Below are 26,590 nucleotides of genomic sequence, written 5' to 3'. Positions count from 1 at the left end.
CAGGGCACCGGACAGCGGCGGCAGGAGGCCGTGTGGAACACGAGATCTACCGCTGGCTCGGGATCCTGACCTCGATCCGGGCCGACGTCCTGGCGCCGATCGGCCTCGCCATCGCGGTCATCGTCACGGTGCACGCGCTGATGAACAAGCGCGAGGTGAGCGCGGCGATCGGCTGGATCGGCCTCGCCTGGCTGTCGCCGCTGCTCGGCAGCCTGCTCTACGTGATGTTCGGCATCAACCGGGTGAGCCGGCGCGCCCGCCGCCTGCCGGTGCTGCCCGGCCCCCGGCCCGGCGCCCCGCCGCCGCCGGTGGCCGAGGTGCCGGACGACTTCCAGCCGCTCAAGCAGGCGGTGCAGCGGATCAGCGGCCTGCCGCTGGTCGCCGGCAACCGCATCCGGCGCTACCGGCACGGCGACGAGGCCTATCCGGCGATGCTGGCGGCGATCGGCGAGGCGACCACCAGCGTCGCCCTGTCGAGCTACATCATGCGCGACGACGACAGCGGCCGCGCCTTCGCGGAGGCGCTCGCCGCCGCGAAGGCGCGGGGCGTCGCGGTCTGCGTGCTGATCGACGGCATCGGCAGCGGCTACTTCTTCCCGGCGATGTACCGGCGCCTGCGGGCTTTGAGCATCCCGGCGGGGCTGTTCATGCACTCGGCCCTGCCCTGGCGGATGCCGTTCCTGAACCTGCGCACCCACAAGAAGCTGCTCTTGATCGACGGCCGGGTCGGCTTCGTCGGCGGGGTCAACATCGCCGACGAGAACGTCATGGCGAAGGATCCGCCGGAGCCGGTGCGCGACAGCCATTTCCGCATCGACGGCCCGGTGGTCGGCCAGCTCGCCCAGGCGTTCTGGCGCGACTGGGCCTTCGTCAAGGGCGAGGACCTGGAGGGGCCGGCCTGGTTCCCGGAAATCCCGCCGGCGGGCGCCTCCCTCGCTCGGGTCGTCACCTCGGGGCCCGACGCCGACATCGAGAAGATCGAGTTCGTGGTGCTGGAGGCGGTGGCCACCGCACGGCGCTCGGTGCGCCTCGCCACGCCCTACTTCCTGCCGAGCGAGACGCTGCTGACGGCGCTGGGCCTCGCGGCGATGCGGGGCGTCACCGTCGACGTCATCATCCCGCAGGCGAGCAACCACCGGGTGGTCGACTGGGCGACCCGGGCCCATGTCGGGCCGCTGCTCGAAGCGGGCGTGCGGATCTGGCTCGACCGGCCGCCCTTCGACCATTCCAAGCTGATGGTGGTGGACGAGGCCTGGTGCTTCGTCGGCAGCGCCAACTGGGACAGCCGGAGCTTCCGGCTCAACTTCGAGCTCAACGTCGAGGTCTACGACACCGACTTCGCGGCCGATCTCGACGGGCTGATGCGGGCCAAGATGGAGCAGCGCCTGACGGCGGAGATGCTCAACTCTCGCGGGATGGCCGTGCGTCTGCGCGACGCCGCCGTGCGATTGCTGCTGCCATATCTTTGAGCGGCGCCCGCTTCCGAAAGTCCTCGGCGCGGTCGCGAAACGCCTCGATCCGGTCGCGGAGGGGCTGGCGCTTCCCCTGCGGATTGCCGGGTTCGAGATGGACCACGATCGGCCGGTGGTCGGAGGCGCCGCGCGGCAGCACCGCCTGACCGCGGCAGGTCAGCCCCCGCACGAGGCAGCGGTCGAGGCGCAGGGGCACGAGGTCGACCATGGCGTGGGTCGGATGGCGCGGCCCGACATCGTGGAAGCCCGGCAGCAGGGCCGGGCCGACGATGTTGTAGTCGCCGAGCACCGCGGCGCGCACCGGCAGGGCTTGAGCGATGCGGCGCAGCTGGCGCCGGTTCAGCACCTGCCCGTGCGAGAGGTGCACGTTGGCGACCCCGAAGGTGCCGAGATCGAGGATCTGGCAGACCCGGTCGATCAGGGCGCCCGAGGGCAGGGTCACTACCTCCGGCGGGCGCGGCCAGGGCGTCGGGCTCCACATCGCGAGGCCGTGGATGCGCCGCGGCAGCGGCGCCCAGGCATAATGCCCGCCGACCCGCGCCTGCAACTCGGTGATGTCGACGGTCGCCTCCTGCATCAGGAGCAGGTCCGGCTTCTCGTGCGCGATCAGCGCCTCGAGGGCGTCGACCGTCGCGCCGGTCCGCCGCAGCAGGTTCCAGCTGATGATCTTGCGCGGACCGGACCGGTGCGGCGCGTGGGCCGCGGCCGGGGTCTCGGCGGGCAGGAGGCGTTGGGGGGGCAGCATGGCACCGCGGGGGAAGCGCTCGGAGTGAGCCGGCGCGCAGCGACATACGCCGATTTGCCGGTTCGGGGAATGTGCCTCAGGCGCCCGGGGGTCGCAGGCCGGGCAGGGCTCGCACGAGGGCACGGAACTGGTCGCCGCGATCCTCGAAGCTGCGGAACTGGTCGTAGGAGGCGCAGGCCGGCGAGAGCAGCACCACCGGTTCGCCCGATTCGTCGCGCTCCGCGGCAGCGGCAGCCTCGGCGACTGCGACGTCGAGCGTGCCGCAGCGGCTGAACGGCACCTGCCCGTCGAGGGTCGCGGCGAAATCCTCGGTCGCGGCGCCGATCAGGTAGGCGTGGGCCACGCGGGGGAAATACGGCGCGAGGCTGGCGATGCCGCCCTCCTTCGGCTTGCCGCCGAGGATCCAGTGGACGCGCTGGAAGGCCGAGAGCGCCTTCTCGGTCGAATCGGCGTTGGTCGCCTTCGAATCGTTGATGAACAGGGCGGAGCCGCGGCGGCCGACCTCCTCCATCCGGTGCGGCAGGCCGGGAAAGGTCGCGAGCGCCGCCGCGAAGGCGTCCGGCGCGACGCCGAGCTCGGCGGCCACCGCGTAGGCGATGGCGGCGTTCTGCCAGTTGTGGGCGCCGCGCAACGACCCGATGCCGGAGAGATCCGCCACCGGCTCGGCCGGCTCCCGCCGCCCGTCGATGACGATGCCGCCGCGGGCGAGGATGCCGGGCCCCTCCCCCGCCTCGCCGACATGAACCCGGGTCAGCGGCCCGGACCGGCGCTCCGCAATCGCCCGGCAGAACGCGTCGTCGACCCCGACGATCGCGTGGGCGGCACCCGTCACCAGCCGCTCCTTGATGGCGGCGTAGCGGGTCATGTCGCCGTGGCGGTCGAGATGGTCGGGCGTGAGGTTGAGGAGCACGCCGATCGTCGGCGCCAGCGACGGCGTCAGGTCGATCTGGAACGAGGACAGCTCGATCACGTGGACCCGGTCGGGCGACGGAGGCGCGAGGGACAGGATCGCCGTTCCGATATTGCCGCCCATCTGCACGTCGCGGCCGGCCTCGGCCAGGACATGGGCGATCAGCGCCGTGGTGGTCGACTTGCCGTTGGTGCCGGTGATCGCCACGAAGGGCGCTTCGGGGCACGTCGCGGCGCGCTCGCGGCAGAACAGCTCGATGTCGCCGATCACCGGGACGCCGGCGTTCCTGGCGAGGTCGACCGTCCAGTGCGGCGCCGGATGGGTCAGCGGCACGCCGGGGGCGAGGATGAGCGCGGCGAAGTCACTCCAGTCGGCATCGCGCAGGTCGCCAGTCCCGATGCCCTGCTTGTCCGCCGCCTCCATCCGGGCGGGGTTGTCGTCGCAGGCGATCACCCGGGCGCCGCCGGCGGTGAGGCTCAGCGCGGTCGCGAGGCCCGAGCCGCCGAGGCCGAACAGGGCCACATTCTGGCCGGCGAAGGTGGTGGAGGGTGTCATGCGGTGTCCGCCGGGTACGTCAGGATGGCGTGAGGCTTGCCCCGTACGAACTCACGCATCCACACATCGCCGAAAGAGGCGCGGGGCTCTCCTCTCCCCGCGGGCGGGGAGAGGGCTGCGTCTCCGTTCAGGAGATGCAGCAAGCCCGAAGGGCGAGGGTGAGGGGGTGTTTCCGGAAGAGCCACATCCGGCACCACCCCCTCACCCTCGGCTGCCGCCTCGCTGCGCCCCCTGAACGGGGGCACAGCCCTCTCCCCGCCCGCGGGGAGAGGCGACGCGCGCGACCCGAGATGTGAATCCGCGACCCCGCATGGGAAAGGGATACACCTTACTTTCAAGCCTGGACGAGGATTGCAACAGGCGGTCCGTGACGCACGTCGCGGAGAACAATTTCTACCGCAGCTTCAGCGTCGCCAGACCCAGCAGCGCCAGCACCACCGCGATGATCCAGAACCGGATCACCACCTGCGGTTCCTTCCAGCCCTTCTGCTCGAAATGGTGGTGGATCGGCGCCATGCGGAAGACGCGCTTGCCGGTGAGCTTGAACGAGGCGACCTGGATGATGACGGAGAGGATTTCCAGCACGAACAGGCCGCCGACGATGCCGAGCACGATCTCGTGCTTGGTCGCCACCGCGACGGTGCCGAGGAGCCCGCCGAGCGCCAGCGAGCCGGTATCGCCCATGAAGATCTGGGCCGGCGGCGCGTTGAACCACAGGAAGCCGAGCCCCGCCCCGATCAGGGCGCCGCAGACCACCGCCAGTTCGCCGGTGCCCGGGACGTAGTTCACCTGCAGGTAGGAGGCGTAGATCACGTTGCCGACGAGGTAGGCGATGATCCCGAAGGTCGCCGCCGCGATCATCACCGGCACGATGGCGAGCCCGTCGAGGCCGTCGGTGATGTTGACCGCGTTGCCGGCCCCCACGATCACGAAGCCCGCGAAGGCGACGTAGAACAGGCCGAGATTGATGATGGCGTCCTTGAAGACCGGGAAGGCGAGCCGGTAGGCGAGGCCGGGCGCGGAATATTCCGCCACCGCGACGCAGGCCGCGACCGCGATCAGGGCCTCCAAGGCGAGGCGGAACTTCCCCGAAAAACCCTTGTGGCTCTGCTTCGTGACCTTGAGATAGTCGTCGTAGAAGCCGATCGCGCCGAAGCCCAGCGTCACCATCATGACGATCCAGACGTAATGGTTGCGCGGGTTCGCCCAGAGCAGGACCGCCACCATCACGCCGGCCAGGATCATCAGCCCGCCCATGGTGGGGGTGCCGCGCTTGGTCAGCAGGTGCGATTGCGGGCCGTCCTCGCGGATCGGCTGGCCCTTGCCCTGGCGCAGGCGCAGGAGCGAGATGATCCAGGGGCCGAACCAGAACACGAAGAAGCCCGCCGTGAACAGCGCGCCGCCGGTCCGGAAGGTGATGTAGCGGAAGACGTTGAGCGGCGAGAACACGCCGCTCAGCTCGGAGAGGAGGTAGAGCATCCCGAAGGCATCCGATCGTGGGCGAGCGGCAACGGCGGGCTTATGCCCACAGCGCTGCGACAGAATCCTGAAGGTTGGCTCAGCCGGACCGGCCGACGGCGAGATCCTGGTCCGCAGGCTCGCCGTAGCGGGCCTTCAGCGCCTCGACGATGCGGCCCATGCGGGTGCTGTTCGACCCCTTGACCATCACGGCGTCGCCGGGCCGCAGGGCCGCGAGCACCGGATCGACCAGCTCGGCCGAGGAGGCGCGGGCGGCGGCCCGGCGCGCGGTCGGCAGCGCCTCGAACAGCTCCTGCATCAGGGGGCCGGCAGTGAAGACGAGGTCGATGCCGTGTTCCTCGACGGCTTCGGCCAGTTCGCGGTGCAGGCGGGGGGCGTCGGTCCCGAGCTCCATCATGTCGCCGAGGACCGCGATGCGCCGGCCCGCGGTCTCGACGCCGGCGAGCGTGCTCAAGCCCGCCCGCACCGAGGCCGGGTTGGCGTTGTAGCTCTCGTCGACGAGGAGCGCCTCGCCGTCGCCGACGGTGAGGACGTGGCGGGCACCGCGCCCGGCCGGCGGGCGCAGCTGCGCCAGCGACAGGGCGGCGAGCGCGAGGTCGGCGCCGAGCGCCTGAACGGCGGCGATGACGGCGAGCGAGTTCAGCGCCGTGTGCCGGCCCGGCGTGCCGAGCTGGTAGGTGATGGCGACGCCCATCGCCCGCACGTCGACGATCGACAGGTCGGGGCGCATGACGATGCGCTCGGCCCGCACGTCGGCCTCGCGGTGCTCGCCGAAGCTCACCACCCGGCCGGCCCGGGAGGCGAGCGCGTGGGCCTTCAGCCGCTCGAAATTCGGGTTGTCGCGGTTGATGATCGCGACGCCGCCGGGCTCGAGGCCGCAGAAGATCTCGCCCTTGGCGTCGGCGATGCCCGACAGCGAGCGGAAATGCTCGATATGGACCGGCTCGACCGTGGTGACGATCGCGATCTCGGGCCGTACCAGGCGGGTCAGGGGGGCGATCTCGCCGGCATGGTTCATGCCGACCTCGAACACCCCGAACTCGCTCGACGCCGGCATCCGGCTCAGCGTGAGCGGCACGCCCCAATGATTGTTGTAGGAGGCGACCGAGGCGTGGGTGCTCCCTTGCGCGGCGAGCACGTGGCGCAGGGCCTCCTTGGTGCCGGTCTTGCCGACCGAGCCGGTGACGGCGAGGATCCGCGCGCCCGTGCGGGCACGGGACGCGGCGGCGAGGCCGCGCATGGCGGCCAGAACCCCGTCGTCATCCTGCGCGGGCACCGCGATCAGCGGGCCGGCCTCGGAGAGGTCGGCCGCGCGCTCCTCGGCCACCACGGCGGCGCCGGCGCCGCGGGCCAGCGCGTCGCGCACGAAGTCGTGGCCGTCGCGGGCCTCGCCGCGGATGGCGAAGAACAGGTCCGCGACCTTCAGGGTGCGGGTATCGATCGAGATTCCGGAGAGACCCTGCGGCGCAGACGCGTCGGCGACGACGCGGCCGCCCATGGCGGCGGCGGCCTCGTCCAGGGTCCAGAGGGGCTCGGTCATGCGCGGGACTCCTCGATCGCGCTCAGGACCGCGTCGCGGTCGGAGAAGGGGAGCGTCCGGTCGCCGATGATCTGGCCGGTTTCATGACCTTTGCCGGCAACGACCAGCACGTCGCCGGCGCGAAGGTCGCGTACGGCCGCCCGGATCGCCTCGGCGCGGTCCGCGATCTCCTCGGCGCCGGGCGCCGCCGCCAGGATCGCCGCGCGGATCGAGGCCGGGTCCTCGCTGCGGGGATTGTCGTCGGTGACGATGACGCGGTCGGCCTTCTCGGCCGCGATGCGGCCCATCAGCGGGCGCTTGGCCCGGTCGCGGTCGCCGCCGCAGCCGACGACGCAGACGAGGCGCCCGGTGGTGAAGGCGCGCAGCGCATCGAGGACGTTGGCCAGCGCGTCGGGCTTGTGGGCGTAGTCGACGATGCAGAGCGCGTCCCGCACCGTGCCGATCCGCTCCAGCCGCCCCGGCACGCCGGTCAGATGCGCGAGCGCCGCGATGACCTCGGATTCGCGCCCGGCGCCGGCCGGGGTCGCGAGCACGAGACCGGCCGCGACGAGGGCGTTCTCGACCTGGAACGCCCCGACGAGAGGAAGATCGACGGTATGGGTCGCGCCGCCTGCCGCGATTGCGAGGCGCTGGGCGAAGCCCTCGGTGCGGGCCGAGACGAGGCGGATCCCCTCCCCCGCCCGGCCGGTGGTGACGAGCCGCAGGCCGCGCTCACAGACGGCGGCGATCACCGCCCCGCTCTGCGGGCCGTCGGCGTTGACGATGGCCGTGCCGTCGTCGGGCAGAAGGGTCGTGAACAGGCGGAGCTTCGCCTGGAGGTAGGCTTCCGGCGTGCCGTGATAATCGAGGTGGTCGTGGCCGAGATTGGTGAAGCCGGCCGCCGTCAGGCGCACCCCGTCGAGGCGGCTCTGCTCGATGCCGTGGGAGGAGGCCTCCATGGCGAGTTCGGTCACGCCGTCGCGCTCGAGCCGGCCGAGGGTCTCGTGCAGCGTGATCGGGTCGGGGGTGGTCAGCGAGCCGTAGGCGGCGCCGCTCGTCGTGATGACCCCGAGCGTGCCGAGACTCGCCGCCTCGCGGCCGAGACGGCCGAAGATCTGGCGCACGAAATCCGCCACCGAGCTCTTGCCGGCGGTGCCGGTGACGGCGACGACCGTGCCGGGCTGGCCCGGATTCAGCCGGGCGGCCGCGGCGGCGAGGGCGACGCGGGCATCCGCGACGGCGATGTAGGCGACGCCCTCCGGCAGGTCGGCCGGGCGGTCGCCCTCGGCCACCATCGCGACGGCACCGGCTGCGGCGGCCTTCGCGGCGAAGAGCCGGCCGTCGGCGGCGGTGCCGGGCACCGCCAGGAACACGAAGCCGGGCTCGACCTTGCGGCTGTCGGCGGTGAGGCCGGTGACGGGGAGGCCCGCGACTGGTCCGGCCTCCGGGAAGAGGTCGCCGAGGGTGAGGCTCATCGTCCGTCCAGCATGTTGACGTGGTAGGCGCCGAGCTTGACCATCAGCGGGAACGGCTTGACCGGCGGCTCGAATTGCGGCGGCAGGCCGAGGATCGGGGCGACGCGGGCGATCGTCCGGCCGGTGACGACGCCGGAGTTCCAGGCCGCCGTGGCGTAGGAGCCGGATTCCGCCGCCACCGCCTGCGGCTCGTCCATGATGGTGACGAACAGGTATTTCGGCTTGTCCATGGGTGCCGCGGCCATGAAGGTGGTGAACAGCCGGTTCTTGACGTAGCGGCCGCGGATCACCTTCTCGGCGGTGCCGGTCTTGCCGCCGACATAGTAGTACGGAATCGCCGCCTTCTTGGCCGAGCCCTCGGTGGCGTTGAGGCGCATGATGTAGCGCATCGCCTCGCTGGTCTGGGGCGCGAGCACCTGCGTCGCCTTCTCGCGCGCCTCGGCCTCGCTCCGCTTCAGGAAGGTCGGCGTCATCAGGAAGCCGCCATTCGCGATCGCCGCCACCGCGGCGGAGGCCTGGAGCGGCGCGACCGCGAGGCCGTGGCCGAACGCGATGGTGATGGTGTTGATCTCGGTCCAGCGCGGCGGGACGATCGGCTCGGCGCTCTCCGGCAATTCGGTGCGCATCCGGTCGAGCAGGCCCATCTTCTTCAGGAAGGCCTTGTGGCCGGGCACGCCGATGCCGAGCGCCATCTTGGCCGAACCGATGTTGGACGAGTGCGTGAACACCTCCGGCATCGTGATGACCCGGTTGGTGCCGTGGTACTCGTGGATCTTCTGCCGGCCCCAATGCAGCACGCCGCCGCGGGTGTCGAAGGTGGAGTTGACGTTGAACTTTCCGGAGTCGAGCGCCATGGCGAGGGTCATCGCCTTGAAGGTCGAGCCCATCTCGTAGACGCCGACATTCATCCGGTTGATCCGGTCGGGATCGAGCGCGTCCTTCGGCTCGTTCGGGTCGAAATCCGGCAGCGAGGCGAGCGCGATCACCTCGCCGGTGGTCACGTCGAGGATCAGGCCGGCCGCTGCCTTGGCGCGGTAATGCTCCATGCCCCAGGCCAGCTCGTCGCGCACCGCGTGCTGGGCGCGCAGGTCGATCGAGAGCTGGACCGGCGCCATGTCGGCCGACTTCTCGACGAAGCCGAGGCTGTTGAGGTCGCGCAGGCCCTGGCGGTCGATGTACTTCTCCATGCCGGCGATGCCGACATTGTCGAGGTTGGTCACGCCGAGGATGTGGGCCGCCGCGGTGCCGTTCGGGTAGACCCGCTTGTGGTCGGACAGGAAGCCGACGCCCGGGATGCCGAGGCGGTGCACCTCGGCCTGCTGGCGCGGGGTGATCTCGCGCTTGACCCAGACGAAGCCCTTCTTCGACGACAGCTTTTCGCGCAGGTCGCGGGCGTTGATCTCCGGCAGGACGGCGGTGAGGAGCTCGACCGCCTCGTCCTTGTCGTAGATGTTCTTCGGCTCGGCGAAGACCGAGACGGTGCGGATGTCGGTGGCGAGGATCTCGCCGTTACGGTCGATGATGTCGGGCCGCACCTGGGTGGCGCCGGCGTTCTCGGCCCGGCGGGCCGAGGCCGTGCCCGGATCGTCCGGCACCAGGGCGAAGCTGGCGAGCCGGCCCATCAGGGCGAGGAACACCGCGCCGAAGACGAGGCCGACGAGGCCGACGCGGGCGGCGCTGCGCTCCACCGACAAGCGGAACATCGCCAGGACGCCGCCGCGCAGCACCTGCGCGAGGCTGCGCCGGGGTGCGGCCGGCGCGGCGGGCTCCTCGACGGAAGCGGGGGCCGGATCGACCGCGGCGGCATCGGCCTCCGCGGGATCAATCTGGGCCGTCCGGGGATCGTGAGCCTGGAAGTCCTGGTCCTGGTTCACGGGCGCCTACCTCTTGGCCGTCGGGGTGACGGTGCGGGTGGGAGTGGAGGTGGAGCCGGTGGTGCGGGGCTCCTCGCTGCGGGCGGCGGTGGTGGAGGGCGCACGCTCCTTGGCGGCGGGCGTCGCCGTGGCGCCGAGGCCGAGCGCCTCGAGCTTGCGGGCGATCTCGTCGCCGCGATCGGCCTTGGCCGGCAGGTCGGCGAGCCGCGCGAGATGGCTGGTGCCGATCGGCTCGAGCTGCAGGTACTTGTCGACCGCGCCCTGGAGGCGGTCCGGCCGCGTGAGCAATTGCCACTCGGCGCGCAGGACCGCGATCGCGTCGCGCTCCTTGCGCAGGCGGGTCTTCAGCTTGGCGACCTGCTCAGCCTGGTAGAGCGTGTCGTACTTGATCGAGTAGGCGTAGATGGCCGAGGCGATCAGCCCGGCGATCGCCGCGAGGTGCAGGAGGCGGATCACCGGCGCCCTCCCCGGGTCTGGGTCTCGGGCAGGGAGGCGAGCGCCTCGAGCGCCGTGAGCGGCGGCGGCGCGGGCGCGTCGGTCCGCTCGCCGGCGCGCAGCTTCGCCGAACGGGAACGGGGATTCGCCCGGCACTCGGCCTCGCCGGCCGCGACCGGGCCCTTGGTCACCAGCGTGAAGCTGCGCGGGGCGGGCTGCGCCGCCATCGGCAGGTGGCGCGAGGCCGCGACCGCCCGGCCGCTGCGGGCGGAGAAGAACTGCTTCACGATGCGGTCCTCGAGCGAGTGGAACGTCACCACCGCGAGGCGGCCGCCCGGCCGCAGGGTGTGCTCGGCGGCGTGGAGCGCCCGCTGCAGCTCGCCGAGCTCGTCGTTCACCGCGATGCGCAGGGCCTGGAAGGTCCGGGTCGCCGGGTGGATGCCGCTGCCGGGCTCCGCCCTCACGACGCCCGCGACGACCTCTGCCAGGGCCGCCGTGGTCTCGATGCGGCCGCGCCGGCGCGCCTCGATCAGCGCGCGGGCGACCGCGCGGGCCCGGCGCTCCTCGCCGTAATGGTAGATCACGTCGGCGAGCGCCGCCTCGGAGGCCTCGTTGACGAGGTCGGCCGCGCTCTCGCCCGCCCGTTCCATGCGCATGTCGAGGGGGCCGTCGAACCGGAACGAGAAGCCGCGCTCGGCCTGGTCGAGCTGCATCGACGACACGCCGATATCGAGCACGACGCCGTCGGCGTCGGCGAATCCGTGGTCGCGCGCGATGGCGTCGAGGTCGCCGAAGCGCCCCTGGACCAGGGTCAGCCGCCCGCCTTGCGCCTCGACCAGGGCCTGGCCGGCGGCGATGGCCGTGGGGTCGCGGTCGATGGCGAGCACGCGGTTCTGCGGATCGGCCGCCAGGATCGCCCTGGTGTAGCCGCCGGCGCCGAAAGTGCCGTCGATGACGCGCGCCGGCCCCGAGCCGAGGCGCAGGGTGGCCAGGACCTCGTCCAGCAGGACCGGGATGTGGGGGGCGGCCTCGCTCACGACTGCCGCCCCGACTCGACCGGGACGACGGGCGATCCCGCGCGCCGGGCGCGCCTTGAGGCGTGACGATCCATGGTGCTCCGGTATCCGCGCGAGCCGGGCCGAGGCCGGCCGGGATCGGCGCCAGGGCGCCGCTTTGCCCACGCCAGACACCGACGCGCGACCATCACGCCCACTCTCGCGGGGTGCGGCCGCCGATGCTGGAATCGCCGTGGACGGGGTGGCTCGGGGTATCATGGGCCTCTGGGGTCGTCAACGCGAGGGCACACGCGGCGGGCAGCACCCGCCCCGCGGCAATCAGAGACCAGCAAGGTTAACGAAGGCTTGTGATGGTCGCGCGTCGCGCCGAAAAGTCGAGGTGGCCGTACCTGTTTGCCCGCGGGCGCGGGCTCTACCTCGGAGATGCGTCGCGCCCGCCGGCTTTCAGCTGCGGCGGGCTTGGGCCGGATGTTCGGAGATTGGGTATCAGCCGGCCTGTAAGCCGGGTTCTGTATGGCCCGGGAAATCCGCGAGGATCCCCCGGACGTGGCGGCCATTCCTCTGGGACGGCCGTTGCCGGCCGCCTCGAGCAACCAACCCGGGCGACGGGCCTGAAGAAGGCCGTGCGCGATTTCTCGCGCGTGCCGCCCCTATTCGGTTTTGCTCCCGGTGGGGTTTGCCGTGCCGTCCGCGTTGCCGCGTCCGCGGTGCGCTCTTACCGCACCCTTTCACCCTGGCCGCAACAGGCCCCGAAGGACCTGCCATGCGGTGGTCTGCTCTCTGTGGCACTGTCCCTGGGGTCGCCCCCGCCGGACGTTATCCGGCACCGTCTCTTCATGGAGCCCGGACTTTCCTCCCCGATCCCGCGGACGGGCGAACCCGCTGACAGGACCGGAGCGGCCGCCCGGCCGGCTGACGGCGCCGATGTGCGATGCGGGAGCGCCCGCGTCAAGACGGGGGACCGGGTTGCCGTGCCGCGCCTCCTCCCTACCTGCCGGTCTCAAGGCCGCCGCGACGCGGCCGCGAGAACGGAGGCAACCCTGATGAGCGAGAACATCGAGGCGGGCTGGACGCTCGAGACCGTGCAGCAGCTCAAGGCCATGGCGCGCGAGGGCGTCTCGGCCTCGGTGATGAGCCTGAAGCTCAAGCGGCCGGTCACGGCGATCCACGCCAAGCTGGCCGAGCTCGGCCTCACCCCGGCGGCCGAGGCGTAGGAATATCGAAGGGGGGCGGGCCTCGTCCGGCCCGCCCGCCGATGCATCACCAGCTGCCGGTGTTCTGCATCGAGGCCCAGGGCTCCTGCGGCGGCTTCGCTCCGCCCTTCTGCAGGATCTCGATCGAGATGCCGTCGGGCGAGCGCACGAAGGCCATGTGGCCGTCCCGCGGCGGGCGGTTGATGGTCACGCCGGCATCCTGGAGCTTCTGGCAGGTCGCGTAGATGTCGTCGACCTGATAGGCCAGGTGGCCGAAGTTGCGCCCGCCGGTATACTCCTCCGGATCCCAGTTGTAGGTGAGTTCGAGCAGCGGCGACTTGGTGTCCTTGGCCCGCGCGGCGTCGCCGGGGGCGGCCAGGAAGACCAGGGTGAAGCGGCCCTTCTCGCTCTCGGTGCGGCGCACCTCCTGGAGGCCGAACTTGTTGCAGTAGAAGTCGAGCGCCTTGTCCAGGTCGGCGACGCGGACCATCGTGTGCAGGTATTCCATGGCGCTCCATCCTCGTCTGTCGGGGCGCCCCTGGCGGGCGCCGGATCCGGCGTCGTAGCTAGGGCGCCGCTCGGCCGGCGGGGAGGGCCCGGGGATCTCGCCGGGTCCGCGCGTCGATCCCGCGTTGCGCTGCGGCCGGCGCCGGTGCAAAGGCTGGATCCCTCCGCCGCCCGCGCGACCGCCGAGGACCCCCGCCATGCAGTCGATCGTCCGCCTCGCCGATTACCGCCCGAGCGACTACCTGATCGACCGCGTCGAGCTCGACGTACGCCTGCATCCGACCGAGACCCGGGTCACCGCGACGCTGGCGCTCCGCCCCAACCCCGCCGGCGAGCCCGGCGCGCCCCTCGTCCTCGACGGCGACGAGCTGACCCTGCTCGCCGTCGCCCTCGACGGGCAGCCGACCGGCCCGGGGGCGATCGCGGTCACGCCCCGGGCGCTGACCCTGCACCAGCCGCCGCAGCGCCCCTTCGTGCTCGAGATCGAGACGCAGGTGAACCCGAGCGCCAACACCAAGCTGATGGGGCTCTACCGCTCGAACGGCGTCTACTGCACCCAGTGCGAGGCGGACGGGTTCCGGCGCATCACCTACTTCCTCGACCGGCCCGACGTGATGGCGGTCTACACCACCCGGATCGAGGCCGAGCGGGTCGACGCTCCCGTGCTCCTCGGCAACGGCAATCCGGTGGCGACGGGCGAGGTGGGCCTGACCCGTCACTACGCGGTCTGGCACGACCCCCATCCGAAGCCCGCCTACCTGTTCGCCCTCGTCGGCGGCCGCCTCGGCCGGGTCGGCGCGCGCTTCACCACCATGGAGGGGCGGGACGTCGAGATCGCCGTCTACGTCGAGCCCGGCAAGGAGGGCCGCGCGGACTTCGCCCTCGACGCCGTCGCCCGCTCGATGGCCTGGGACGAGCGCACCTTCGGCCGCGCCTACGACCTCGACGTCTTCAACGTCGTCGCGGTCTCCGACTTCAACATGGGCGCGATGGAGAACAAGGGCCTCAACATCTTCAACGACAAGTACGTGCTGGCGAGCCCCGACACCGCCACCGACGCGGACTACGCCAACATCGAGGCGATCATCGCCCACGAGTACTTCCACAACTGGTCCGGCAACCGGGTGACCTGCCGCGACTGGTTCCAGCTCTGCCTCAAGGAAGGCCTGACGGTTTTTCGCGATCAGGAATTCTCCTCAGACGAGCGCTCGCGCCCGGTCCACCGCATCGCCGAGGTGCGCACGCTGCGCGCCCGCCAGTTCCCGGAGGATGCCGGTCCCCTGGCCCATCCGGTGCGGCCGCAGGCCTATCGCGAGATCAACAACTTCTACACCGCGACGGTCTACGAGAAGGGCGCCGAGATCGTCCGGATGCTGCGCACCCTGCTCGGCCCCGAGATGTTTCGGCGCGGCATGGACCGCTACTTCTCCATCTGCGACGGCACGGCCGCCACGGTGGAGGATTTCCTCGACGCCTTCGCGGCCGAGAGCGGGCGGGACCTCGCCGCCTTCTCGCGCTGGTACGAGCAGGCCGGCACGCCGACCGTGGCGGTATCGGGGACCTACGATCCGGCCGCCCGGACCTACACCCTGACCTTCCGCCAGAGCCTGCCCCTGGTCGCGACCGAGGCGACGGCGGGCGCCGCGCCGCGTCCCCTGGTGATCCCCGTCGTGCTCGGCCTCGTCGCGCCGGAGGGCGGCCCGGTCGCGGCCGCGTCCGAGCGGGTGCGGGACGGCGTGTTCGTCCTGGAGGCGGCGGAGGACGACCTCGTCTTCGCGAATGTCGCGTCGACGCCGGTGCCGTCGCTGTTTCGCGGCTTCTCGGCCCCGGTGAAGGTCGATCACGCCCTGACCCGGGCCGAGCGGTTGGTCCTCCTTGCCCACGATTCCGACGCCTTCAACCGCTGGCAGGCGGCCCAGAGCCTCGCCATGGAGGTCCTGGTCGCCCGCGCCAGGGCCGGCGCGCCCCTCGCCGCCGAGGCCGGGCCGGAGGGCGCCGGCCTCACCGCGGCGCTCGCGACCTTCCTCGGCGGCGAGGCCCTGGCCGATCCCGCCTTCGCCGCCCTGGTCCTGACGCTGCCGGGCGAGCAGGAGGTGGCGCAGACGCTTCAGTCCGAGGTCGATCCCGACGCGATCTGGCGCGCACGGCAGACGTTGCGGGTGCAGCTCGGCCGCGACCTCGGGCCCCGGCTCCTCGCCTTGCGCGACGCGCTCGCCGACGAGCCGGGCACGCCCTTCAGCCCCGACGCCGCCAGCGCCGGGCGCCGGGCCCTGCGCAACGCCGCGCTCGACCTCGTGAGCGCCGCCGATCCGGAGGCCGGCACCGCGCTGGCGCTCGCCCAGCTCGACGCCGCCACGACCATGACCGACCGGCTCGCCGCGCTCGCGACCTTGAGCCTGGTGCCGGGCGAGGCGAGGGAGGCGGCGCTCGCCCGCTTCGCCGACACCTACCGCCACGAGCCCCTGGTGCTCGACAAGTGGTTCGCCCTGCAGGCGATGATCCCGGAGGCCGGCACGCTCGACCGGGTCCGCCGGCTGATGGCGCATCCGGCCTTCTCGCTCGGCAACCCGAATCGCGTGCGCTCGCTGGTCGCGAGCTTCAGCCTCAACAATCCGACGCAGTTCCACCGCCCCGACGGAACCGGCTACGACCTGACCGCCGAGGTGGTGCTAGCCCTCGACCAAAAAAATCCCCAAGTCGCGGCGCGGCTGCTAACTGCTTTCAATACTTGGCGTATGGTCGAGAGCGGACGCCGACTGCGGGCCGAGGCCGCCCTGCGCCGCGTGGCCGAGGCGCCGGGCCTCTCCCCCGACGTCAGCGACATCGCCGGGCGATCGCTCGCAACCGTAAAATAGCGCACAAGCGCCTGTCGCCGTTGGTAGAATCGCGTGGCGTGCGCGCCACGCGCAGGTTTCGATCACTGGTTAACACTTCATTTCCACGGCGCGAGACGCTGGACAAAATGCTTGTGGAAATGCCAGATTGAAGCTCGATTCGGGGGCCAGCCGGGAACCTCCGCGGCATCTGTCTTTCTGTTCCGTTGGGGGTTTGGGTATGCTGGAGGCGGATCCCGCCCCCTTCTCTGCGCGTGCCGCGACGATCCTCGGGATCAGCCGGGCTTCGAAGGCCGCGCACCAGCGTCTCGCCCACGCGGAATCCTGGTTGCGGTTCGCCGTTCCGGCGATGCTGGCAGCCTTCCTCCTCTGCCTCGGCACCGTCACCGCCCTGCAGCTCTCAGGCCACCGCGAGGAGGTCGTCGCCGACGCGCGGCGCGACATCGACCTCGTCGCCCGCCTGACGGCCGGCACGCTGCCGGCCTCCCTCGCCCGGTCCTCCGGCGCGTCGGAGGCGATGGCGCCGACCTCCCTGCGCGAGCGCCTGGTGCGCCTCCTGCCCCCCGGCGGCCTGCCGGCCGGCCGCAGCGTGCTGCTGATCGGCGCCGACGACGCGATCCTGGCGGCCCTGCCCGAGCAGCACGGCCTGCCGCGCAATTTCGGCGAGTTCGTCGGCGAGGTGCAGGTGCTCGGCATCATGGGCGAGCGCGCCGGCGTGCTGCCGGTGGTGCTCGGCACCGGCGAGCGGGCGCTGGCGACGGTGCGGGCGGTGCCGGGCGGGACCGGGATCGCCCAGGTCGCCGTGGTGCAGACCCTCGACTCGGTCACCGCCCTCTGGGCCGGGCGGGCGCGCATCGCCGCGGTGCTGGTCGGCGCCGTGACCCTGGTGGTGGTCTGCACCGGCCTCGCCTACGCGCTCCAGGCCGACCGGGCGCGGGCGGTCGACCGGGTCTGCGAGCAGGTGCGCCAGCGCCTCGACACCGCGCTGGGACGGGGCCGCTGCGGCCTGTGGGACTGGGACATCCCGCGCGGACGGATCTACTGGTCGGATTCGATGTACCAGCTCCTCGGCTACGTCCGGGAGCAGGAATTCCTCTCCTTCGGCGACGTCAACGCCCTGGTCCATCCGGACGACACCGACCTCTACGGGCTCGCCCGCCAGCTCGCCGCCCGCGACACCACCGTCGACCACGAGTTCCGCATCCGCGCCGCCGGCGGCGAGTGGGTCTGGCTCAAGGCCCGGGCCGAGATCGTGCAGGACCTGGAGGATAACGGCCGCCACCTCGTCGGCATCGTCATCGACATCTCGGAGCAGCGGCGGCTGGCCGAATCGACCGCCACCGCCGACATGCGCCTGCGCGACGCCGTCGAGGCGGTGTCCGAGGCCTTCGTGCTGTGGGACGCGCAGAACCGCCTGGTACTGTGCAACTCGAAGTTCCGGCGCCTGCACGCCCTGACCGCCGACGAGGCGCAGCCGGGCCGGCGCTACGACGCCATCATGGGGCGCGCCGCCCTGCCGACCGTGCGGCGCGAGATCCCCGCCGGCGAGTTCCCGGAAGCGGGCGCCCGCACCTTCGAGGCCGAGCTCGCCGACGGGCGCTGGCTGCAGATCAGCGAGCGCCGCACCAAGGACGGCGGCTACGTCTCGGTCGGCACCGACATCACGGCCCTGAAACGGCACCAGGAGCGGCTCGTGGAATCGGAACGCCAGCTCATCGCCACCATCGCGGACCTCAAGCGCTCGCGCCGGACCCTCGAGATCCAGACCCAGCAGCTCGCCGACCTCGCCGAGCGCTACCTCGACCAGAAGGCCCAGGCCGAGAGCGCCAACCGCTCCAAGTCCGAGTTCCTGGCCAATATGAGCCACGAGCTGCGCACGCCGCTGAACGCCATCCTGGGTTTCGCCGAGGTGATGGAGAGCGAGGTGTTCGGCTCGCTCGGTTCCGAGAAGTACCGCGAGTATTGCCGCGACATCCGTTCGAGCGGCCACTACCTCTTGTCGGTAATCGACGACATCCTCGACATGTCGCGCATCGACGCCCGCCGTGTGAAGCTCGCCAAGCAGCCGGTGGCGGTGAGCGAGGCCCTCGAGCGCGCCCTCAAGCTGATCGCCGATCCGGCCCGGTCCAAGGGGCTGACCGTCAGCGTCGAGATGAGCGCCGACACCCTGGTGATGGCCGACGAGCGCGCCCTGCACCAGATCCTGGTCAACCTGCTGCAGAACGCCGTGAAGTTCACTCCCGAGGCCGGGCGGGTCGCGGTGCGCACCCGGCGCGCCCTCGATTCGGTGCACATCTTCGTCGAGGATAGCGGCATCGGCATCCCGAAGGCGGCCCTGCCGAAGCTCGGCTACCCGTTCGAGCAGGTCGAGACCAACTTCGCCCGCAGCTACAAGGGCTCCGGGCTCGGGCTGGCGATCGCCCGCTCGCTCGCCGAACTCCACGGCGGGGGGCTGCGCATCCGCTCCGAGGAGGGCACCGGCACGATCGTGCTCGTGCGCCTGCCGCGGCCCGGCCTCCACGACGCCGCCGAGGCGCAGGACGCGGCGCAAGACGCGGCGGCTGAGATCGGGGCGTGACCGGCGCCTGAGCCGGCAGGCATCACGACGCGCGGTCGGACACCCGCTCGACCAGCGTCAGCAGGCATCCCGGCCGCGCCGTGTGGATGTTGACGAAGGCCGTCCGCGGATCGTCGAGCGCCCGCGCTAGCGGCGCATCCACCTCCGCACCGGCGCAGACTTGGCCGAGATCGTAGAGGCATTGGTGCGCGCCGTCATAGGCGCGCACGGAGACGAGCGGGTTCGCTCGCACGATCGGCGCGACCTCGTCCACGATCTCGGCACGGGGGCAGTCGGCCGCGTGCAGGAAGATCGGGCTCGGCGTCCAGTAGATCCCTGCCGGCTTCGGCAGGTCGTAGGAGCCGAGCAGCACCGTCTCCCCCGGCGCGGCGAGGCGCAGGCAGTGCCGGCAGGGATACGCGCCGCCCGGCGTCGCGACGATCCGCCGGAGGGGGTTGCCGCGGTCGTCGGTGCCGGTGGCGCGGAAACGGGCGGCGGTCTCGGTCGGAACCGGGATGCAGCGGAAAGCGGTCATGCGATGTCCTCCTCCGATCGACCTTAAGCGGCCGGGAGGCGGCGCTTCATCCCGCTTCTTGCGCCCGAATCGCGAGCCCCGGGCGCCCGCCGCGCGGGCCCCCCGGGGCTGCATCGACGACCTCGACGGTTCAGGCCGCCCGCACCGTGGCGAGGAAGCGCGCGACCTCGGCGCCGAGATGTTCGGACTGGCGCGACAGCTCGGTGGCCGAGGCGAGCACCTGGGTCGCCGCCGCCCCCGTCTCCTCCGCCGCGCCCGCCACCCCGGCGATGTTGCCGGTGACCTCGCCGGTGCCGGTCGCGGCCTGGGAGACGTTGCGGACGATCTCCTGCGTCGCGACGCCCTGCTCCTCGACCGCGGCGGCGATCGCCACCGTGACGGTGTCGATCTCGCGGATCCGCTCGGTGATGGCGGTGATCGCCGCCACCGTCTCGCCGGTGGCGCTCTGCACCGCGGCGATCTGCTGGCCGATCTCCTCCGTCGCCCGCGCGGTCTGGCTCGCCAGCTCCTTCACCTCGGCGGCGACCACCGCGAAGCCGCGGCCGGCGGCGCCGGCCCGGGCCGCCTCGATCGTGGCGTTCAGCGCCAGCAGGTTGGTCTGCGCGGCGATCGACGAGATCAGGCCGGCGACGTCGCCGATCCGGCCGACGGTCTGGCTCAGCTCGCGCACCCGGGCGCCGGTCCGGTCGGCCTCCGTCACGGCGGCCCGCGCGAGGCCGGCCGAGCCGTCGACCTGGCGGCCGATCTCGGCCACCGAGGCGCCGAGTTCCTCGGCCGCCGCCGCGACGGTGCCGACGTTGGAGGCGGCCTCCTCGGCCGCAGCCGCGACCGCGGCGGACTGGCTCGCCGTCTCGGTCGCCGTGCCGGTCATCTGCCCGGCTGTCGCCTGCAGCTCGGTGGCCGACGAGGAGACCAGCCCGACGATGCCGCCCACCGCCTGCTCGAACCCGTCCGCGAGCATCATCATGGTGCGCCGGCGCTCCGCGGCCGCCGCGGCGTCGGCGATCCGCTTGACCTCGGCCTGCTCGGCCGCCTTCTGCGCCACCATCGCCTTGATGCCCTCGACCGCGCGGCCGATGGCGCCGATCTCGTCGCCCCGGCGCGCCTCGGCGATCTCGGCCTCGATCTCGCCGTGGGCCATGCGCTCGAGGACGCGCACGAGGCGGCCGATCGGCCGGGTGACGCCGAGCACCGCCACCAGGGCGACCACCGCGAGGCCGAGCACGAGGCCGAGGCCGCTGACGATCATCAGCCGGGTGCGGGTGGCGTTGGTCTGGTCGGTCAGGTCGTCCGAGTTCGCCGAGACGTAAGTCTGGATGTCGAGGGCGAGCTTCCGCGTTTCCTGGATCTGGCCGCCGAGGACGGGATCGACGCTGCGCCGGAACAGGTCGAGCGCCTCGGCGTTGCGCTGCGCCACGGCGAGGTCGCGGACCTTCGCCAGACGGCCGGCCAGGTCCTCGAGGTCGCGGGCGATCGTGTCGATGCGGCCCGCGAAAGTCGGCGCCCGCTCGCGCAGGGCCGCGACCCCCGGCTTGACCCCCGCGAGCGCCTCGTCGAACTCGGCGCTGGCGCGGCGCATCTGCGCCTCGTCGGTCTCGGCGATGATGCGGAAGGTCGCGTAGCTCAGGGTGTAGAGAGTGCGGTTGAGGAGGCTGGCGCTGGCCGGCGCCCGCCCCTCGCGGACCAGGAACACGCTGTAGGCGTCGTCGATCGCCGCCATGCGGCCTTGAGCGTACCAGACGCAGCCGCCGACCATGACGGCGATCAGCAGAACGGCAGCGGTGAGCTTGTGAAGAATCTTGAGCTTGGCGAGCACGGGGCCGGTCCCTGCGGAGGCTAGTGATGAGCAAGATAAGACAACGAGCGCCTTAATCCTGCGTAAATCCGCAAGTTTTTGTCCCGCAATCAGCCTATTCGCAGCAGGTCGCAGCCATATCCGCCAGCGCACGGGTGCTCAAGCCCACGATGAGCTGATCTCCACAACCGATACCCTATGTCAGTATCGATGCCGACTGGACGCTCGACGCGCATGGGTACGGGCCTGCGGCGGACAGGCAAGACCGCCGCGCCGGCTCCGGAACACGGCGAAAACGCTCGGCTGCGCGTACCGTTCCGCTTGTCGGAGCCCGATCTCGTTCGAAAATACGCGGCGCTCGCCCGCTTCCCGCATGCAGCTTAGCCGGCGCAGGCCCCGCCTCGACGGAGGCCCGCACCGCGTGGTCGGCCGCGCCGAGCGGGAGCGGCCTACCCCAGCAGCGCCTCGAACGCCTCCCGCACGCCCGCGCGGGTCTCGGCGAGCTGCGCCGTCAGCGCCGTCTCGTCGGGCTGGCCGAGGGCCGCGACGAGGCGGGCCCGAGCCGCCGGCGGGGCCGTCCGGGAGAACTCGCCCTCGACCATCAGGCGCTGCCAGTGATGCACGTCGTCGAGAAGCCGGTAGGCGGTGACGAGGCGGACAGCGAGCCCGCGGTCGACGAGGCCGTGGGCGCCGGCGCGCTCCAGCACCTCCGGCGCGTCGAGGCCGACGAGATCGGGATGCGCGCTCGCGTGCGACAGGACCAGGGCCTGCGCGAGGAAGTCGAGGTCGAGGAGCCCGCCCGGGGCGAGCTTGAGGTCGAGGGGGCCGTGATCGCCCTTCTCGCGCGCGACGAGCGCGCGCATCGCCCGCACCTCGCCGGCGACGAAGCCCGCGTCGCGCGGCTGGCGCAGGACCGAGGCGGCGGCGGCGTCGGCCTCCGCCATCAGGCCGGCATCGCCCGCGATGGCCCGGGCCCGGGTCAGCGCCATGTGCTCCCACAGGGCCGCCTCGTCGCGCCAATAGGCCGAGAAGCGCTGCCACTGGTTGGCGATCGGCCCCTGGCCGCCGCTCGGCCGCAGGCGCAGGTCCACCTCGTAGAGCCGGCCGCGCCGGGTCGGCACCGTGAGCGCCGCGACGAGGCGCTGGGTCAGGCGGTTGTAGTAGACCGCCGCGTCGAGGCGGCGGTGTCCGTCGCTCTCGCGCGAATCCTGGTCGAAATCATACAGGACCACGAGGTCGAGGTCGGAATCGGCGGTGAGCTGGCGCGAGCCGAGGCGCCCGAGGCCGAGCACCGCGAAGCGCCCGCCCGGCACGCTCCCGTGCTCCTCGGCGAAGGCGGCCTGGACCGCCCCGAGCGCCGTCGCGACGGTGACCTCGGCGATGCCCGCATAGGCCCGGCCGGCGCCAGACGGCGGCAGGATGCCGGAGAGGAGCCGGGCGCCGGTGACGAAGCGCAGCTGGCGGGCGGCGTCGCGGCTGCGGTCGAGGAAGTCCTCGTAGTCGCGGGGCCGGCCGAGGCCGGCACGGAACTGCTCGGCCAGCACCTCCGTCCCGGTCACCGGCGCCACGAAGGCCGGGTCGATCACCGCGTCGAGGACGTGCGGGCTGAACGCCACCGTGTCGGCGAGCCGCGGCACGGTGCCGAGGAGGTCGGCGAAGAGCAGCCGCAGGCGCTCGTGCGAGCGCAGGATGGTGAGAAGCTCGACCGCGGCCGGCATCCGCCCGAAGGCGCGGTCGAGGGCGGCGAGCGCGCCGTCGGGATCGGCGGTGCCGGCGAGCGCCTGGATCAGGGCCGGCACCAGCTCGGTCAGCACCTCGCGGGCGCGCGGGCTCGTCACCGCCGGGCGGCGGCCGAAATGCCAGCCCCGCACCGTCTCGGTCGCCCGCTCCGGCGCCCGGAAACCGAGGCGGCGCAAGGTCGCGAGCGTCTCGGGATCGTCCTCGACGCCGGTGAAGACGAGGTCGCCGACCTCCGCCGCGAGGTCCGGCTCGGCCTCGAACAGCAGCGCGTAATGCCCCTGGACCCGGCGCGCCTCGGCGGTCAGCGCTTCGCCGAAGGCGGCCTCGTCGGCATAGCCGAGGAAGCGGGCGAAGCGCCCGAGCTTCGAGGACTCCTCCGGCAGGCGCTGGGTCTGCTCGTCGGCCACCATCTGCAGCCGGTGCTCGACGGTGCGCAGGAAGCGGTAGGCCTCCGAGAGCTCGTCGCGCGCCTCCGCGGTGATCCAGCCCTCGTCGTGGAGGGCCGCCAGCATCTCCAGGGTGCGCCGGCCGCGCAAGGAGGGGCGGCGACCGCCGAAGACCAGCTGCTGGGTCTGGACGAAGAACTCGACCTCGCGGATGCCGCCGCGCCCGAGCTTGATGTCGTGGCCCGCCACCGCGATGGCGCCATGGCCGCGCACGGCGTGGATCTGCCGCTTCATCGCGTGCACGTCGGCGATCGAGGCGAAATCGAAGTATTTTCGCCAGACGAACGGCCGCAGCTCGGCGAGGAAGGCGTCGGCGAGCGTGGTGTCGCCGGCGACCGGCCTCGCCTTGATGAAGGCGGCGCGCTCCCAGTTCTGCCCCACCGTCTCGTAATAGGTGTAGGCGGAGGGCAGCGACAGGGCGGTCGGGGTCGAGCCGGGATCGGGCCGCAACCGGTAATCGACCCGGTGGACGTAGCCGTCGGCGGTGCGCTCCTGCAGCAGCTTCGCCATGCTCTGCGCGATCCGGCTGAAGAACGGCGTCGCCTCGACGCCCTCGCGCAGGGGCGCGGCGTCGGGATCGAACAGCACGATCAGGTCGACGTCGCTCGAATAGTTCAGCTCGCCGGCCCCGAGCTTGCCCATGCCGAGCACGATCAGGCCCGATCCGGCTTGCGGGTTCGTCGGGTCGGGGGGCAGGAAGCGGCCGGTGCCGGCGGCCTGGACGAGGGCCGCGTCGACGGCGGCACTCACCGAGGCGTCGGCGAAATCGGAGAGCGCCGCCGTGACCTGCTCCAGGGACCAGACCCCGCCGATGTCAGTGAGCGCCACCAGCAGCGCGTGGGCGGCGCGGTTGCGGCGAAGGCGTTTGGCGACGTCGCCGCCGGCCAAGCCCGCTCCGCGCTGGTCGGCCAGGATCGCGGCGTTGGATTCCTCCGGCGACCGCTCCAGCAGGTCGGCGAGCCGGGCGGGGTCGCGGGCGGCCAGGCCCCACAGGAACGGCGAATGGTCGGCGAGGCCGAGGAGGAGGTCCCGGGCCGGGCCGCCGTCGCCCAGGAGGGGCGCGAGGTCGGGCGCCTCGGCCAGGAGGTCGGCGAGGCGGTCTCGCGCCCGCTCCGGCTCGGCGAGGCGGGGCGCCCGGGTCAGGCGGGCGGAAAGGCCGGTCACGCGGCGACCTCCCGGGCGGCCGGCTCGCGCGGCGGGGCCGGCAGGCGTAAGGTCGCGCGCAGGCCCGGCGCGTTGTCGTCGAGCGTGAACGTGCCCTGGTGCAGGCGGGCGACGGCGTTGACGAGGCTCAGGCCCAACCCGAAGCCGGGACGGGTGCGGGCGGTCTCGAGCCGCACGAAGCGCTCCAGCACCCGGCCGCGCTCGGCCTCCGGGATGCCCTCGCCCTGGTCGGCGACGGTGAGCACCACGCTGCCCTCCTCCCGCCGCGCCGCGACGCGGACCACCGGCCCGGAGGCCGGATCCGCGGTTTTCTGCCCGTATTTCAGGGCGTTGTCGATCAGGTTCGCCATCGCCTGTCCGATCAGCTCGCGGCTGCCGTGCAGCACCAGGCCGTCCTCGACCTCGGCCTGCACCGCGATGCCGCGCTCCTCCGCCACCGCTTCGTACAGCTCCGCGACCTCGAGGGCGACCGCCCCGGCGTCGAATTCGGCCAATCCCTCGCGGGCATTGCCGGCCTCGAGCCGGGCGATCATTAGGAGCGCGTTGAACACCCGGATCAGGTTGTCGCTCTCCTCGATGTTGGCCTCGAGTGCCGCCCGCAAGGAATCCGGGTCGTTGCCTTCGCGGAGCGCCGCGTCGGCCTTGTTGCGCAGGCGGGTGAGCGGGGTCTTGAGGTCGTGGGCGATGTTGTCCGAGACCTCGCGCATGCCGCGCATCAACTCGCCGATGCGGTCGAGCATGGCGTTGAGGTTGCTCGCCAGCCGGTCGAGCTCGTCGCCGGTGCCGGCGAGCGTCAGCCTCCCGTCGAGGTCGCCCGCCATGATGCCGCGGGTGATCTCGGTCATGTGGTCGACGCGCTTGAGGACGCGCTGGGCGATGAACCAGCTGCCGAGGAAGCCGAGGCCCACGACCAGCATCAGCGACCAGGCGAAGGCGCGCCCGATCACGGCGCGGAGGCGGTCGCGCTCCTCGACGTCGCGGCCGACGAGCAGGCGGAAGCCCCCCGGCAGGGTGAAGATGCGCACGATCGCCCGGTGATCGAGGCGGTCGCCGTCGGTGCTGCGGCCATAGGCCGTCTCGGTCTGGCCCGGCTCGTTGAGCACGCCGGGCGGCAGCGCCTCGACGTTGCCGGCGACGTGCTCGCCCGCCGGCGTGGTGACGAGGTAGAGCGAGGCGCCGGGCTCGCGCGAGCGACGCTCGACCACGCTCACGAGCCGGCGGATGCCGCCCGACGCGTACTGGTCCGACAGGCCGTTGATCTCGGCCTCGATGGTCGAGACGATCTGGTCGTCGAGGACCCGCCGGGCGTTCCAGGCGACGTAGCCGAGGGCGAAGAACGCGAAGGCGGCGAAGACCAGGAGATAGGCGAGCGAGAGCTTGAACGCCGTGGTGCGGAACAGCGCGCCGAGGCGGGCCAGCACGCCGTCCGGCGCCCCCGATCCGAAGGTGCCTTGCCCATGGGGGCCGGTGTTCCGGGCGCTCACGCCTCGCCGCCGGCGCGGACCATGTAGCCGGCTCCCCGGACGGTGTGGATCATCGGGCGCTCGAAGCCCTTGTCGACCTTGGCGCGCAGGCGCGAGACGTGGACGTCGATGACGTTGGTCTGCGGGTCGAAATGGTAGTCCCAGACGTGTTCCAGCAGCATCGTGCGGGTGACGACCTGGCCGGCATGGCGCATCAGGTATTCGAGCAGGCGGAATTCCCGCGGCTGGAGCGGGATCTCCTGGCCGGCCCGGGTGACCCGGTGCGACAGCCGGTCGAGCTCGAGGTCGCCGACGCGGTAGGTCGTCGCCTCCGCGGCCGCGCCGCCGCCGCGCCGGCGCGCCAGCACCTCGATCCGCGCCATCAGCTCGGAGAAGGCGTAGGGCTTCGGCAGGTAGTCGTCGCCGCCGGCTTTGAGGCCCTTCACCCGGTCGTCGACCTGGCCGAGCGCGGACAGGATCAGCACCGGCGTCTCGACGCCCTGCTCGCGCAGCGAGCGGATCAGCGACAGGCCGTCGAGCTTCGGCAGCATGCGGTCGACCACCAGCACGTCGTAGGCGCCCTCGCGCGCCAGCGCGTAGCCGTCGAGCCCGTCATCGGCGGTGTCGGCGACGTGGCCGGCCTCGCGAAAGGCCTTGGAGAGGTAGCTGGACGCCTCGCGGTCGTCCTCGATGATGAGCAGGCGCATGTCGGGCATTCTAGGGCAGATCCCCGGCGCGCGGGAGTTTCCGATCCGGGATCCTGGCGCCCTTCGAACCCGGGGCGGGCCCCGCCCGGCATGCCGCGCTGATTGGGGGGAGGAAACGCGGCATGCCGGGCCTCGCCGCCGGGGGGTCGGCAGGCCGAGCGGGGGGCTC

18 protein-coding genes and 1 other RNA gene are annotated in these 26,590 nt (G+C 72.3%); 4 read left to right on the top strand and 15 right to left on the bottom strand.

The window, feature by feature from the left end:
* The first annotated feature begins 32 nt into the window (after nucleotides 1–32).
* Nucleotides 33–1,469 (top strand): phospholipase D-like domain-containing protein, encoded by a 1,437-nt coding sequence (locus tag BM430_RS09605; protein ID WP_093567027.1) that lies wholly within the window; start codon nucleotides 33–35, stop codon nucleotides 1,467–1,469.
* Here BM430_RS09605 and BM430_RS09600 read toward each other — a convergent pair.
* From BM430_RS09600 to rnpB, 9 genes are all read right to left on the bottom strand, one after another.
* Nucleotides 1,402–2,217 carry an endonuclease/exonuclease/phosphatase family protein gene (locus BM430_RS09600; protein WP_093567026.1) on the bottom strand — a complete coding sequence of 272 codons (816 nt, stop codon included), beginning with the start codon at nucleotides 2,215–2,217 and terminating at the stop codon, nucleotides 1,402–1,404. The two genes, BM430_RS09605 and BM430_RS09600, sit on opposite strands and share 68 nt — an antisense overlap.
* Before the next feature lie 76 nt (nucleotides 2,218–2,293).
* Nucleotides 2,294–3,682: a UDP-N-acetylmuramoyl-L-alanine--D-glutamate ligase gene (murD, locus tag BM430_RS09595; protein ID WP_093567025.1), complete on the bottom strand. Its 1,389-nt coding sequence runs from the start codon at nucleotides 3,680–3,682 to the stop codon at nucleotides 2,294–2,296.
* Nucleotides 3,683–4,075: 393 nt separating this feature from the next.
* Entirely contained in the window at nucleotides 4,076–5,161 is a 1,086-nt protein-coding gene (mraY, locus tag BM430_RS09590; RefSeq protein WP_093567024.1) for a phospho-N-acetylmuramoyl-pentapeptide-transferase, read from the bottom strand.
* Between the two features lie 79 nt (nucleotides 5,162–5,240).
* Complete coding sequence (locus BM430_RS09585) at nucleotides 5,241–6,701, bottom strand: UDP-N-acetylmuramoylalanyl-D-glutamyl-2,6-diaminopimelate--D-alanyl-D-alanine ligase (RefSeq protein WP_093567023.1); 1,461 nt, start codon at nucleotides 6,699–6,701, stop codon at nucleotides 5,241–5,243.
* Nucleotides 6,698–8,155, bottom strand: a complete 1,458-nt coding sequence (locus tag BM430_RS09580; RefSeq protein ID WP_093567022.1) for a UDP-N-acetylmuramoyl-L-alanyl-D-glutamate--2,6-diaminopimelate ligase — start codon at nucleotides 8,153–8,155, stop codon at nucleotides 6,698–6,700. The genes BM430_RS09585 and BM430_RS09580 overlap by 4 nt, the downstream gene beginning before the upstream one ends.
* Entirely contained in the window at nucleotides 8,152–9,882 is a 1,731-nt protein-coding gene (locus tag BM430_RS09575) for a peptidoglycan D,D-transpeptidase FtsI family protein (RefSeq protein WP_244539416.1), read from the bottom strand. The genes BM430_RS09580 and BM430_RS09575 overlap by 4 nt, the downstream gene beginning before the upstream one ends.
* 153 nt (nucleotides 9,883–10,035) lie before the next feature.
* Nucleotides 10,036–10,485, bottom strand: a complete 450-nt coding sequence (locus tag BM430_RS09570) for a cell division protein FtsL (protein ID WP_093567021.1) — start codon at nucleotides 10,483–10,485, stop codon at nucleotides 10,036–10,038.
* The gene (rsmH, locus tag BM430_RS09565) at nucleotides 10,482–11,501 is read right to left on the bottom strand and encodes a 16S rRNA (cytosine(1402)-N(4))-methyltransferase RsmH (protein ID WP_093567020.1); all 1,020 of its coding nucleotides are present in this window, start codon (nucleotides 11,499–11,501) and stop codon (nucleotides 10,482–10,484) included. Before rsmH ends, BM430_RS09570 begins: the two co-directional genes overlap by 4 nt.
* 461 nt (nucleotides 11,502–11,962) lie before the next feature.
* An RNA gene (gene rnpB, locus BM430_RS09560) (RNase P RNA component class A) lies at nucleotides 11,963–12,396 on the bottom strand.
* A gap of 127 nt (nucleotides 12,397–12,523) precedes the next feature.
* Here rnpB and BM430_RS34630 point away from each other — a divergent pair.
* Nucleotides 12,524–12,694, top strand: a complete 171-nt coding sequence (locus BM430_RS34630; RefSeq protein ID WP_164712196.1) for a hypothetical protein — start codon at nucleotides 12,524–12,526, stop codon at nucleotides 12,692–12,694.
* A gap of 46 nt (nucleotides 12,695–12,740) precedes the next feature.
* Here the strand turns inward: BM430_RS34630 and gloA are convergent, their stop codons facing one another.
* A complete protein-coding gene (gene gloA / locus BM430_RS09555; protein ID WP_093567019.1) occupies nucleotides 12,741–13,181 on the bottom strand; it encodes a lactoylglutathione lyase in 441 nt (146 codons plus the stop codon).
* A 196-nt stretch (nucleotides 13,182–13,377) separates the two neighbouring features.
* On the opposite strand from gloA, the gene pepN reads away from it, so the two are divergent.
* Together pepN and BM430_RS09545 are read left to right on the top strand one after the other, a co-directional pair.
* A complete protein-coding gene (pepN, locus tag BM430_RS09550; RefSeq protein ID WP_093567018.1) occupies nucleotides 13,378–16,035 on the top strand; it encodes an aminopeptidase N in 2,658 nt (885 codons plus the stop codon).
* Between the two features lie 199 nt (nucleotides 16,036–16,234).
* A complete protein-coding gene (locus BM430_RS09545) occupies nucleotides 16,235–18,592 on the top strand; it encodes a PAS domain-containing sensor histidine kinase (protein WP_093567017.1) in 2,358 nt (785 codons plus the stop codon).
* Between the two features lie 22 nt (nucleotides 18,593–18,614).
* On the opposite strand, the gene BM430_RS09540 is transcribed toward BM430_RS09545, so the two are convergent.
* The 5 genes from BM430_RS09540 to BM430_RS09520 form a co-directional block, all read right to left on the bottom strand.
* A complete protein-coding gene (locus BM430_RS09540) occupies nucleotides 18,615–19,106 on the bottom strand; it encodes a DUF1203 domain-containing protein (RefSeq protein WP_093567016.1) in 492 nt (163 codons plus the stop codon).
* Nucleotides 19,107–19,236: 130 nt separating this feature from the next.
* Complete coding sequence (locus BM430_RS09535) at nucleotides 19,237–20,862, bottom strand: methyl-accepting chemotaxis protein (RefSeq protein WP_093567117.1); 1,626 nt, start codon at nucleotides 20,860–20,862, stop codon at nucleotides 19,237–19,239.
* Between the two features lie 488 nt (nucleotides 20,863–21,350).
* Nucleotides 21,351–24,251, bottom strand: coding sequence for a bifunctional [glutamine synthetase] adenylyltransferase/[glutamine synthetase]-adenylyl-L-tyrosine phosphorylase (locus BM430_RS09530; protein ID WP_093567015.1), 2,901 nt, complete (start codon nucleotides 24,249–24,251; stop codon nucleotides 21,351–21,353).
* A complete protein-coding gene (locus BM430_RS09525; RefSeq protein WP_093567014.1) occupies nucleotides 24,248–25,735 on the bottom strand; it encodes a HAMP domain-containing sensor histidine kinase in 1,488 nt (495 codons plus the stop codon). The genes BM430_RS09530 and BM430_RS09525 overlap by 4 nt, the downstream gene beginning before the upstream one ends.
* Nucleotides 25,732–26,421 (bottom strand): response regulator transcription factor, encoded by a 690-nt coding sequence (locus BM430_RS09520; protein ID WP_093567116.1) that lies wholly within the window; start codon nucleotides 26,419–26,421, stop codon nucleotides 25,732–25,734. The genes BM430_RS09525 and BM430_RS09520 overlap by 4 nt, the downstream gene beginning before the upstream one ends.
* Nucleotides 26,422–26,590: the final 169 nt, after the last annotated feature.

The organism is Methylobacterium sp. 174MFSha1.1 (genome assembly GCF_900116815.1).
Lineage (GTDB): Bacteria > Pseudomonadota > Alphaproteobacteria > Rhizobiales > Beijerinckiaceae > Methylobacterium.
Note: the sequence above shows the minus strand (reverse complement) of the source record. Positions and strands in the feature narration are given on the sequence as shown.

Coding starts and splice junctions, on each gene's coding strand:
- BM430_RS09520 (WP_093567116.1), bottom strand. CDS start 26,421: ATGCGCCTGCTCATCATCGAGGACGACCGCGAGGCGTCCAGCTACCTC.
- BM430_RS09585 (WP_093567023.1), bottom strand. CDS start 6,701: ATGACCGAGCCCCTCTGGACCCTGGACGAGGCCGCCGCCGCCATGGGC.
- BM430_RS09580 (WP_093567022.1), bottom strand. CDS start 8,155: ATGAGCCTCACCCTCGGCGACCTCTTCCCGGAGGCCGGACCAGTCGCG.
- BM430_RS34630 (WP_164712196.1), top strand. CDS start 12,524: ATGAGCGAGAACATCGAGGCGGGCTGGACGCTCGAGACCGTGCAGCAG.
- BM430_RS09600 (WP_093567026.1), bottom strand. CDS start 2,217: ATGCTGCCCCCCCAACGCCTCCTGCCCGCCGAGACCCCGGCCGCGGCC.
- gloA (WP_093567019.1), bottom strand. CDS start 13,181: ATGGAATACCTGCACACGATGGTCCGCGTCGCCGACCTGGACAAGGCG.
- BM430_RS09540 (WP_093567016.1), bottom strand. CDS start 19,106: ATGACCGCTTTCCGCTGCATCCCGGTTCCGACCGAGACCGCCGCCCGT.
- BM430_RS09545 (WP_093567017.1), top strand. CDS start 16,235: ATGCTGGAGGCGGATCCCGCCCCCTTCTCTGCGCGTGCCGCGACGATC.
- pepN (WP_093567018.1), top strand. CDS start 13,378: ATGCAGTCGATCGTCCGCCTCGCCGATTACCGCCCGAGCGACTACCTG.
- BM430_RS09535 (WP_093567117.1), bottom strand. CDS start 20,862: ATGGTCGGCGGCTGCGTCTGGTACGCTCAAGGCCGCATGGCGGCGATC.
- murD (WP_093567025.1), bottom strand. CDS start 3,682: ATGACACCCTCCACCACCTTCGCCGGCCAGAATGTGGCCCTGTTCGGC.
- mraY (WP_093567024.1), bottom strand. CDS start 5,161: ATGCTCTACCTCCTCTCCGAGCTGAGCGGCGTGTTCTCGCCGCTCAAC.